Origin of the sequence: Streptomyces sp. NPDC046859 (assembly GCF_040645135.1) — a bacterium.
Lineage (GTDB): Bacteria > Actinomycetota > Actinomycetes > Streptomycetales > Streptomycetaceae > Streptomyces.
The window spans coordinates 46,763-57,404 of the sequence record NZ_JBEYXR010000037.1; the positions used below are offsets into that span (position 1 = coordinate 46,763).

General features: G+C 72.0%; 11 protein-coding genes. 4 read left to right on the forward strand and 7 right to left on the reverse strand.

The genetic code is table 11. From position 1 onward, the window contains the following. Positions 1 to 5: 5 nt before the first annotated feature. A complete protein-coding gene (locus tag ABZ899_RS33760; RefSeq protein WP_361353890.1) occupies positions 6 to 1,355 on the forward strand; it encodes a sugar ABC transporter substrate-binding protein in 1,350 nt (449 codons plus the stop codon). A gap of 14 nt (positions 1,356 to 1,369) precedes the next feature. Continuing rightward, the gene (locus ABZ899_RS33765) at positions 1,370 to 2,572 is read left to right on the forward strand and encodes a Gfo/Idh/MocA family oxidoreductase (protein ID WP_361353925.1); all 1,203 of its coding nucleotides are present in this window, start codon (positions 1,370 to 1,372) and stop codon (positions 2,570 to 2,572) included. Positions 2,573 to 2,616: 44 nt separating this feature from the next. Here the strand turns inward: ABZ899_RS33765 and ABZ899_RS33770 are convergent, their stop codons facing one another. The 6 genes from ABZ899_RS33770 to ABZ899_RS33795 all read right to left on the reverse strand — a co-directional run bounded on the left by ABZ899_RS33770 (position 2,617) and on the right by ABZ899_RS33795 (position 7,680). Continuing rightward, a complete protein-coding gene (locus tag ABZ899_RS33770; protein WP_361353893.1) occupies positions 2,617 to 3,318 on the reverse strand; it encodes a L,D-transpeptidase family protein in 702 nt (233 codons plus the stop codon). Positions 3,319 to 3,446: 128 nt separating this feature from the next. Next, entirely contained in the window at positions 3,447 to 4,244 is a 798-nt protein-coding gene (locus ABZ899_RS33775; RefSeq protein WP_361353896.1) for an SDR family NAD(P)-dependent oxidoreductase, read from the reverse strand. A 190-nt stretch (positions 4,245 to 4,434) separates the two neighbouring features. Next, positions 4,435 to 5,349 (reverse strand): SDR family oxidoreductase, encoded by a 915-nt coding sequence (locus ABZ899_RS33780; protein ID WP_361353899.1) that lies wholly within the window; start codon positions 5,347 to 5,349, stop codon positions 4,435 to 4,437. A gap of 110 nt (positions 5,350 to 5,459) precedes the next feature. Further along, positions 5,460 to 6,089 carry an MBL fold metallo-hydrolase gene (locus ABZ899_RS33785; RefSeq protein WP_361353902.1) on the reverse strand — a complete coding sequence of 210 codons (630 nt, stop codon included), beginning with the start codon at positions 6,087 to 6,089 and terminating at the stop codon, positions 5,460 to 5,462. Then, positions 6,089 to 7,177 (reverse strand): S-(hydroxymethyl)mycothiol dehydrogenase, encoded by a 1,089-nt coding sequence (locus ABZ899_RS33790; protein ID WP_361353905.1) that lies wholly within the window; start codon positions 7,175 to 7,177, stop codon positions 6,089 to 6,091. Before ABZ899_RS33790 ends, ABZ899_RS33785 begins: the two co-directional genes overlap by 1 nt. 215 nt (positions 7,178 to 7,392) lie before the next feature. Continuing rightward, on the reverse strand, positions 7,393 to 7,680 hold the full coding sequence (locus ABZ899_RS33795) for a metal-sensitive transcriptional regulator (protein ID WP_361353908.1): 288 nt from the start codon (positions 7,678 to 7,680) through the stop codon (positions 7,393 to 7,395). A 192-nt stretch (positions 7,681 to 7,872) separates the two neighbouring features. Here ABZ899_RS33795 and ABZ899_RS33800 point away from each other — a divergent pair, with 192 nt between their 5' ends. Beyond that, complete coding sequence (locus ABZ899_RS33800; protein ID WP_361353911.1) at positions 7,873 to 9,627, forward strand: ABC transporter ATP-binding protein; 1,755 nt, start codon at positions 7,873 to 7,875, stop codon at positions 9,625 to 9,627. 57 nt (positions 9,628 to 9,684) lie between these two features. Here the strand turns inward: ABZ899_RS33800 and ABZ899_RS33805 are convergent, their stop codons facing one another. Continuing rightward, positions 9,685 to 9,984, reverse strand: a complete 300-nt coding sequence (locus ABZ899_RS33805; RefSeq protein WP_361353914.1) for a hypothetical protein — start codon at positions 9,982 to 9,984, stop codon at positions 9,685 to 9,687. Positions 9,985 to 10,157: 173 nt separating this feature from the next. On the opposite strand from ABZ899_RS33805, the gene ABZ899_RS33810 reads away from it, so the two are divergent. Continuing rightward, positions 10,158 to 10,523 (forward strand): nuclear transport factor 2 family protein, encoded by a 366-nt coding sequence (locus tag ABZ899_RS33810; RefSeq protein ID WP_361353917.1) that lies wholly within the window; start codon positions 10,158 to 10,160, stop codon positions 10,521 to 10,523. The last annotated feature ends 119 nt before the right edge of the window (positions 10,524 to 10,642 follow it).

Genomic DNA, 10,642 nt, shown 5'->3' on the forward strand with positions numbered 1-10,642 from the left:
CAGGGATGCGAGTTCACACACGGACGGCCGCGGCGCTGACCGGGGCGCTCGTCCTGTCCCTGACCGCCGGCTGCGGCCAGGGCGGCTCGGCCGGGGCGGGCGGGAACACCGTGACGTACTGGCTCTGGGACGCCAACCAGCTGCCCGCCTACCAGGCGTGCGCGAAGGACTTCGAGAAGCGGAACCCGGGCCTGAAGGTGAAGATCACCCAGATGGGCTGGGCCGACTACTGGACCAAGCTCACCGCGAGCTTCATCGCCGGCACCGAACCGGACGTCTTCACCGACCACATCCAGAAGTTCGGCCAGTTCGCCGATCTGAAGGTCCTCGAACCGCTGGACGACCTGGGCCTGGACGACTCCGCCTACCAGCCGGGCCTCGCCGCCAACTGGCGCGGCCAGGACGGCCGTCGCTACGGCGCGCCCAAGGACTGGGACACCGTCGCCCTCTTCTACAACCGGAAGATGGTCGAGGAGGCCGGGCTCGGCACGGACGAGCTCAACAGCCTGGACTGGAACCCCGCGGACGGCGGCACCTTCGAGAAGGCCATCGCGCACCTGACCGTCGACCGCAACGGCGTGCGCGGCGACGAGAAGGGCTTCGACAAGCGCCACGTCGCGGTGTACGGCATGGCGACCGGCGGCGCCGGTGACGCCGACGGGCAGACCACCTGGAGCCCGTTCGCCGCCTCCGCGGGCTGGCGCTACACCGACAAGGCCCGCTGGGGCACCGAGTACCGGTACGGCGACGAGACGTTCCAGTCGGTGATCGACTGGTACTTCGGCCTCGCGAGGAAGGGCTATCTCGCGCCGTTCACCGACTACACCGACGGCGCCAACCCGGCCACCGCCCAGGTCGCCTCCGGCAAGGCGGCGACCGCGTTCGACGGCGCCTGGATGATCTCCAGCTACTACGGCGCCGAGGGCCTCGACGTCGGCACCGCGCCCACGCCGGTCGGCCCGACCGGCAAGCGCGCCACCATGATGAACGGCCTCGCCGACTCGATCACCCGCAACGCCCGCAACAAGGAGGGCGCCAAGAAGTGGGTGCGGTACCTGGCCTCGAACGAGTGCCAGAGGACCGTCGGCCGCTACGGCATCGTCTTCCCCGCCACCCCCGACGGCACGGCCGCCGCAGTGGCCGCGTACCGCAGGAAGGGCATCGACGTGTCCGCCTTCACCGAACCGGTCACCGACAAGAGGGACTCCGCGACCTTCTCCTTCCCGATCACCGACTACGCGGCGGACGTGTACGCCCTGATCCGTCCCGCCATGCAGGACGTCTACGCCAACGACGCCCCCGTGAGCGGCCTGACCAGGACCAACGACCAGATCAACCTCATCCTCGGCCAGTGAAAGGCACCCACTCCATGACGTTCTCCCTCGGCATCGTCGGCGCCGGCCAGTTCTCCGGCCAGTTCGCCACGCTGTTCCAGGCCCACCCCGGTGTCAGCGACGTGTACGTCACCGATCTGCTGCCCGAGCGGGCCGAGCGGCTCGCCGGCGCGCAGGGACTGGCCGGCACCTTCCCGTCGTACGAGGCGATGCTGGAGTCGAAGGCCGTGGACGCGGTCGCGATCTTCACCCAGCGCTGGACCCACGGCCCGCTGGTCATCCAGGGCCTGAACGCCGGCAAGCACGTCTACTCCGCCGTCCCCATGGCGATCACCACGGAGGAGATCGCGGCGATCGTCGACGCGGTCAAGGCGACCGGGCTGACGTACATGATGGGCGAGACCAGCGAGTACAACCCGGCGACCGTGCACGCCCGCAACCAGATCGCCGAGGGCGCCTTCGGGCGCCTGTTCTACGCCGAGGGCGACTACGTCCACGACATGGACCTCGGGTTCTACGAGGCCTACCAGTACAGCGGCGGCGAGAACTGGAAGGCGACCGCCTCCTATCCCCCGCTGCTGTACCCGACGCACTCGGTGGGCGGTGTGCTGGGCGCGTGGCGGACGCACGCGGTGAGCGTGTCGGCGATCGGGGTGCTGGACGACCGGGGCGACGGCGTCTTCGACCGGTCGGTCAGCCAGTTCGACAACGACTTCTCCAACGCCACCGCGCTGTTCGAGGTGGCGGGCGGCGGTTCGTTCCGCACCAACGAGTTCCGGCGGGTCGGCTACCCGTCGCACATCAGGGAGTCACGCTTCCGGTTCTTCGGGACCGAGGCGAGCATGGAGCAGCTGGCCACCGTCGCCCTGTGGCAGGACAAGAAGGGCGTCAAGGACATCAGCGAGCTCCTCGAGCCCAAGCAGACCCTGTCCCCCGACGACCCCTCGCTCCAGCACATCGCTCCGGAGCTGCGGGCCGCCTTCACCTCCGGGTCGGCGCCGGTGCACGACCGGTCCCGGCTGCCGCGGGAGTTCGACCACCTGCACAATGGGCACGAGGGCAGCCACCACTTCCTCGTCGACGACTTCGTGACCGCGGTGAACTCCCGCGGCCTGCCGTCGGTGAACGCGTGGGTGGCCGCCCGCTACACCCTGCCGGGCATCATTGCGCACGAGTCGGCGCGGCAGGGCGGGGTCCGGCTGGACATCCCGGACCTCGGGGACGCGCCCGAGGCGTGACGCCCCGGGCGTCACCGGCCCGCGGGCCGGGTGCCTGTCCTGACTCAGGTGCCCGGCTTGCGGCCGTACACGTAGACGTCGTCGCCGTTCTTCAGCAGCGACCAGTACTTCTTCGCGTCGGTCTTCGTCATGTTGACGCAGCCGTGCGAGCCCGGCGGGTTCCACATGCTGACGCCGACCGAGTGGAAGGCCTGGCCGCCGTCGAAGAACTGGGAGTACGGCATCGGCACGTTGTAGAGGCTCGACACGTGGTCGATGTGCCGCCAGTAGATCTTCTTCAGACCGGTGCGGGTCTCGTAGCCGTCACGGCCGGTGCGGACCGGGACCGGGCCGTACACGAGCTTCTTGCCGTCCTGGACCCAGCTGAGCTGGAGCGTGAGGTTCACGCAGGCGATACGACCCTTGTTGACGGGGCACTTGCCGTCCTTGTTCGGGTTCGTCCCGACGGCCTTCTGCTTGTTCATGAGGTCCATCACGCCCCAGGTGACGGGACCGGCGTAGCCGGCGTTGGGGCTGATGCCGTGCTTGGTCTGGAAGGCCTTGATGGCCGTGCAGTCGGCGGTGGACTGCTTCCCGTCGACCGGCCGGCCGAGGAACTTCTCCACCTGCTTCTGGTAGGGGCCGGTCTGCGTGGTGCAGCCCGTCGCGGCCTGCGCCGGAGCGGCGCCGAGCGTGAGCGAGAGCGGTGCGACCAGTCCGCCGGTGATGCCGAGTGCGACGGCGCGCCGTCTGCGTGTGTCCCCCATGGCCGGGCCCTTCCCTGACGTGTGTGTTCGTGGACTTCTGCTGCATAGACACATCGGGGGCGGGTTCGGTTGTGGCGCGGACCGGGTCGTGACCGAACGGTGAGGTTACGGTCGGTGCCCGGACGGTCTCAGGCGTCGTCCCGGCGGCCCACCGCCGCCCGGAAACCGCTGTTCACCGCGGTGAGGCCGCCGTCCACGACGAGGGTGGTGCCGGTGATCCAGACCGCGTCGCGCGACGCCAGGAAGGCGACGGCGGCGGCGATGTCCTCGGGCTCCCCGACGCGGCCCAGCGGGTACAGCGGGCGGACCGCCTCCAGGTCGGCGTCCCGTCCCTCCCAGGCCGACGTGCGCACCGTGCCGGGTGTCACCAGGTTGACGCGGACCCCCCGGGCGGCGGCGTGGCCGGCGAGGGTGCGGGTGAGCGAGCCCAGCCCCGCCTTGGCGGCGCTGTAGGCGTGGTTGCCGAAGTCCTGGAGGCCGTTGACCGAGCCGATGCTGACGATGGCGCCCCGGCCGGAGGCGGCCAGGTGCGGCAGGGCGGCCCGGCAGCAGCGGTACGTGCCGGTGAGGGTGATGTCGAGGTCGCGGTCCCAGGCCTCGTCCGGGTCGTCGTCGAACAGCGGGGTGTCCGGGCTGCAGGAGGCGGCGCAGTTCACGAGGACGTCGAGCGCGCCGAAGGCGTCCACGGCCTCGGCGACGGCCGCCTCGACGGCGGAGCGGTCGGCGACGTCGCAGGCCAGCGACCGGGCGGTGTGGCCGAGGCCGCGCAGCCGGGCCGCGGTCTCCTCGACCTCGGGTCCGTCGCGGTCGGTCAGCAGGACGCGGGCGCCCTCCTCGGCGAGGCGGCGCGCGACCGCGGCCCCGATGCCGCGGGCGGCACCGGTGACCAGGACCGCGTGGTCGGCGAAGCGCGTGGTGTCCGTCATGGACGCACACGGTACTGGCGGAACGATCAACGCGGCAGATGGCGTACGCACATGTCCGCGTTCCTTCGGCGACTCCCCGCGCTCCTGGGAGACCGGGCCGCTGCCGGCGGAGGCGGCCGTCCGCGACGATCCGGGACTGCCGCCGGGGCACTCCGCGCCGGCCGCTCGCCGCGCCCGATCCGGTGCCGCCTCAGCGGTAGCCCGTGGTGTCCGCCGGTTTACCGGCGTCCTGCACCTCGGGCAGATAGCGCCAGGCGTCGGGGCGGCTGCCGTCGAGGTCGGTGAAGCCGTAGACGCGGGCGAGCTGCCCGCTGGACAGGGACCGCCCGTTGAAGCGGGCCACGTCCGGATCGGCGGCGAGGGCGGCGACGGCCCGGCCGACGTAGCGCGGGGTCTCGGAGATGGCGAAGTGCGGCACGCGCTCCAGGGCGTCGCGCCAGTTGTCCTCGCGTACCCCGAAGGTGTCCAGCATCATCTCCGAGCGCAGCCAGCCGGGGGTGAGGGCGACGGCGGTGGCGCCGCGCGTGCCGAGTTCCTGGCCGAGGGAGAAGGCCATGCGCAGTACGGCCGTCTTGGCGAGGTCGTAGAAGAAGGAGGCGCGGTAGTGGTCGCGGTTGTAGTCGGCGGTGCCGTCGGTCATCTCGACGACCAGTCCGCCGGGCCGGCGCAGGAGCAGCGGCAGCGCGTGGTGGCTGGTGATGGCGTGGGTGTCGACGGCGAGGCGGAGCAGCCGCAGGCCGTCGTCGAGGTCGTGCTCCCAGACGGGGCTGTCCCAGGCGAAGAGCTTCTCGCCGCCCCAGATGTCGTTCACGAGGACGTCGAGCCGCCCCTGCTCCTGGGTGACGCGGTCCACGAGAGCGCGGACCTGCGCCGGGTCGAGGTGATCGGTGGGCACGGCGATGCCGTGGCCGCCGGCCCGGGTGACCAGGTCGGCGGTGTCCTCGATCGTCTCGGGGCGGTCGTACTCGGAGCGCCGGGCGCGGGTGCTGCGTCCGGTGACGTAGACGGTGGCCCCGGCGGCGCCGAGTTCCACGGCGATGCCGCGTCCGGCTCCCCGGGTCGCCCCGGCGACCAGTGCGACCTTGCCCTCGAGCGGGTGTGACATGTCCGGCCTCCCATGGCCCCTGAAGTGCTGTGGGTTCCGAGGGTGCCGGGGAAGCCGGACATCTTCTGTCGTGTTTCTCCGGGCCTTTTCCGGGCTCACCCGGTCGGGGGTCAGTGGCCCCGGTCGATCCACTCCTGCAGGTGCGGTGCCTCGGCGCCGATGGTGGTCGCCTCGCCGTGGCCGGTGAGGACCTTCGTCTCGGGCGGGAGGGCGAGCAGCCGGTCGCGGATCGAGTCGATGATCGTCGGGAAGTGGGAGTAGGACCGGCCGGTGGCGCCGGGGCCGCCCTGGAAGAGGGTGTCCCCGGTGAAGACGACGCCGAGCCCGGGGTCGTACAGGCAGACGGCGCCCGGTGCGTGGCCCGGCGTGTGCAGGACCGTGAGGTCGGCGCCGGCCACCTCGATGACCTGGCCGTCCTGGAGGTGGGCGTCCGGGTCGCGGTCCGGGTGGGTCAGCTTCCACAGGGGTGTGTCGTCGGGGTGCAGCCAGATCGTCGCGCCGGTGCGGTCGGCCAGGGCGGGCGCGGCGTCGATGTGGTCGTTGTGGGCGTGGGTGCACACGATCCCGGCGAGGCGCCGGCCGCCGACGGCCTCGGCGATGGCGTCGGCGTCGTGCGCGGCGTCGATGACGACCACCTCGTGGTCGTCGCCGACGAGCCAGACGTTGTTGTCGACGTCCCAGGTGCCGCCGTCGAGGGTGAACTGGCCCGAGGTGACAAGGCGTTCGATGCGGGCGGTCATCAGAAGACCACCACCGAGCGCAGCACGTCGCCGTGGTGCATCCGCTCGAACGCCTTCTCCACGTCGGTGAGCCCGATCGTCTCGGTGACGAAGGCGCCGAGGTCCAGGCGGCCCTGGAGGTGCAGGTCGATCAGCGCCGGGAAGTCGCGGGAGGGCAGGCAGTCGCCGTACCAGGACGACTTGAGCGCGCCGCCTCGGCCGAAGACGTCCAGCAGCGGCAGTTCGAGTTTCATCTCGGGGGTCGGGACGCCGACCAGGACGACCGTGCCGGCGAGGTCGCGGGCGTAGAAGGCCTGCTGGTAGGTCTCGGGGCGGCCGACGGCCTCGATGACGACGTCGGCGCCGAAGCCGCCGGTGAGTTCGCGGATCGCCTCGACCGGGTCGGTCTCACGGGAGTTGACCGTGTGGGTGGCGCCCATCTCGCGGGCCTTGGCCAGCTTGCGGTCGTCGATGTCGACGGCGATGATCTTCGCGGCCCCGGCGAGTCGCGACCCGGCGATCGCGGCGTCCCCGACGCCGCCGCACCCGATGACGGCGACGCTGTCGCCCAGGCCGACGTTCCCGGTGTTGATGGCGGCGCCGATGCCCGCCATCACCCCGCAGCCCAGCAGCCCCGCGACCTGCGGGCTGACCGCCGGGTCCACCTTGGTGCACTGCCCGGACGCCACCAGGGTCTTCTCCGCGAAGGCGCCGATGCCCAGGGCCGGGGAGAGCTCCTGGCCGGTGGCGGCGAGGGTCATCTTCTGCCGCGCGTTGCGCGTGTCGAAGCAGTACCAGGGGCGTCCGCGCAGACAGGCCCGGCACTGGCCGCACACCGCGCGCCAGTTGAGGATCACGAAGTCGCCGGGCGCGACGTCGGTGACGCCGTCGCCGACCGACTCGACGATCCCGGCGGCCTCGTGGCCGAGCAGGAAGGGGTAGTCGTCGCTGATGCCGCCCTGCTTGTAGTGGAGGTCGGTATGACAGACACCGCAGGCCTGGATCTGGACGACGGCCTCGCCCGGTCCGGGGTCGGGCACCACGATCGTCTCCACCCGCACCGGCTCGTCCTTGCCCGCCGCGATCACGCCGCGTACTTCCTGCGCCATGTGCTCCACCCTTCCTCTGCGGCTGTGCGTCCTGTTCTGACCCTAGGTGTGACTGATCGGTAACGGCACAGAGGGGGGTCCGTTCCCACGCGTTCCGACTGCTGAGAACACCCCTACCGGTATCTCTGTCGCCGCGGTCGCGCGCCCCCGGAGGCAGTCGGCCCAGGTTCGGAAGGACGGGAGCCACGAGCCGGTCCGCACTCCCGGAACGCGCCCTACGCGAGCGAGAGGAACAGCTTCTCCAGCCGGGCCTTCGTCCGCTCCGCCGTCTCGCCGTCCGCGCGGCCCTTCTCGACGTCGGTCAGACACTGCTGGAGGCCCGTCGCGATGATCGCGAAACCGGCCCGGTCGAGGGCGCGGGAGGCGGCGGCGAGCTGGGTGACCACGTCCTCGCAGTCGCGGCCCTCCTCGATCATCTTGATCACGCCGGCGATCTGCCCCTGCGCCCGGCGCAGGCGGTTCAGCACCGACTTCAGGTCATCGCCCTCGAACCGAAGCTCCACGCTCACTCCTCCTCATACCCCTAGGGGTATTCTACTCCCTTGCTGCAGGTATCCCCTCTTCCGTGAACGCGCCCCCCCACCGCCCTCGCCGTCGGCGAGGCGGGGAGTCACGGCCATGACGCCGACCGGAGGGACCCAGGGCCGGGCGGGCGGACGTAGCCTGAGGGCTCCGTCCGACCGCCGAGGAGCCTCGTGAGCATCGCCGAGACCGAGAGCGCGCCGCCCACCTGGCGCCTGCTGCTGGGGTACGTCCGCCCGCACCGCTGGGCCCTGCTCACGGGCGCCCTGCTCTCCCTTGTCACCGGCGCCACCGGTCTGCTCCTGCCGCTGGTGGCACGGGCGTTGATCGACGACCTGTCCCACGACCGCGCCATCACCGGGGCGTTGCTGCTCATGTCGGCCCTGGTCGTGGCGAACGCGGCGGTGGGAGCGCTGGGTTCGTACGTGCTGCGCCGCACCGCCGAGTCGGTGGTGCTCGGCGCGCGGCGCGCCCTGTCGTCGTATCTGCTGCGGCTGCGCGTCACCGCCGTCGACCGTACCGAGCCGGGCGATCTGATGGCACGGATCACCTCGGACACGACTCTGCTGCGCGAGGTGACGACGGACTCCTTGGTGGGTCTGGGCACCGGCGGGCTCACGCTGGTGGCGACGCTCGCGCTCATGGGTGTGGTGGACCCCGTGCTGCTCGCGGTCACCCTGGCCGTGATCCTCGCCGCCGGGACGATCCTCGGGGTCATCGTGCCGCGCATCAACCGGGCCAGCCGGCAGGCGCAGGACGCGGTCGGCGTGATGGGGGCGTCGCTGGAGCGCATCCTGGGCGCGCTGCGCACGGTCAAGGCGTCCGGTGCCGAGCACCGCGAGGAGCGGACGCTGCACGAGGCCGCCGAGGAGTCCTGGCGGCAGAGCGTGCGGGCCGCCAAGTGGTCGGCCGCGGCGGGCAACACGGCCGGGCTCGCGCTGCAGATCGCGTTCATCACGGTGCTCGCGGTGGGCGGGGCCCGGGTGGCGACCGGCGCGATCGACGTGGGCACCCTGGTGGCGTTCCTGCTGTACGTCTTCTATCTGATGTCGCCGATCCAAGGGGTCGTCGGCGCGATCACGCAGTACCAGACGGGCTCGGCGGCGCTCGCGCGGATCCAGGAGGCGCTGAGCCTGCCCGCCGAACCGGCCGCCGCCCCCGCCCCGTTGCCCGCCCCCGGCGCCGAGCCCGCCGCGCTGGCCTTCGACGGCGTGCGCTTCCGGTACTCCGAGGAGTCGCCCTACGTCCACCACGGGGTGACGTTCGCCGTACCGGCGCAGGGAATGACCGCGTTCGTCGGCCCGTCCGGCGCGGGAAAGACGACGGTGTTCTCCCTCATCGAGCGGTTCTACGACCCGGAGTCCGGGACCATCACGCTCGACGGCCGGGACCTCGCGGACTGGGAGCTGCCGCGACTGCGGTCGGCGATCGGCTACGTCGAGCAGGACGCGCCCGTCCTGTCGGGCTCCCTGCGGGCCAACCTGCTGCTCGGCAACCCCGACGCGGACGACGCCGACCTCGCCCGGGTGGTGAAGACGACCCGGCTCGACGGTCTGGTGGCGCGGCTGCCCGACGGTCTGGAGACGCTGGTCGGGCACCGGGGCACCAAGCTGTCGGGTGGTGAGCGGCAACGGGTGGCCATCGCCCGTGCCTTGCTGCGCCGCCCCCGGCTGCTGCTCCTGGACGAGGCCACCTCGCAGCTGGACGCGGTGAACGAGGCCGCGTTGCGGGACACCGTCGCCGACGTGGCGCGGACCACGACGGTCCTGGTGGTGGCGCACCGCCTGTCCACGGTGACGACGGCCGACCGGATCGTGGTGATGGACGCGGGCCGGGTCCGCGCGGTCGGCACCCACCGCGAGCTGGTGACGGCCGACCCGCTGTACGCGGAACTCGCGGCGACGCAGTTCCTGGCGACGGCAGGCTGACCACGCGCGAAGGGCCGCCCCGGCGGGGGCGGCCCTTCGGCGGGGATGCGGTGCGGCCTACAGCGCGGGCAGCATCCGGGTGACCGGGGTGTCGACCGGGCGGAAACCCTGCGGCCGGTTCGCCCGGCTCAGCTCCTTGAGCTGGTCGAGGCGGGTGAGCTGCTCGGACGGGCGGGGCATCCGGCCCTGGCGGTCGGCGGGGGCACCGCTCACCGCGAGGGAGTCGAGCGTGGTCACCGCGGTGGGCAGGCCGGCGTCCGGTCCGGGCATCGGGGCCGCGTCCGCCAGCGGTGCGGCGAGACCGGTGAGACCGGCGGCCAGGCCGACGGCGGCTGCGATACGTCGTGTCGACTTCATGCCCGGCGCAACGCGGGCGGGCCGCGGCCGGACACGGCCCCCGCACCCCGGTCACCCGTCAGGCGGAGCGCGCGCGACCGGGCTTGCCCCGTCCCGCCGGGCGGAGGACGCTCGAGGCAGAGGCCTCGGCGGCCGCCCTTCCCGTCGTGCCGCGGGTCTCGAAGGAGGTCAGCATGGGCACCGGCACCACCCCCTCGTTCGACACCGACACCCTGCGCCGGGCCGTGGAGGGCGACACCCCGGACCTCCTTCTGTCGCTGTACACCGACGACGCGGAGATCCGGCTGGTCAACCGCAACGCGCAGCCCAGCAGCCCCAAGGTGCTGCGGGGACGCGACGAGATCGGCGGCATGCTCACCGACGTCTACAGCCGGGACATGACGCACACGCTGGAGGGGTGCGTGGTCCAGGGCGACAACGCCGCCTACAGCGAGTCCTGTGCGTACGCGGACGGCGTGCGCGTGATGTCCGAGTCGATGATCACGCTGCGCGACGGGAAGATCTCCCGGCAGATCGTCATCGAGGCCTGGGACGATTGACTTGCACCTCGGGCTGAAGCTCGAGGATTCTGGCCTTCCTGACCGGTTGCTGTGCCGCTATGCGGCACGGTTTCCGGTGGGGATTCCGTGGCTTCCTGTTTCTTCGCGCTGTGCCGGGA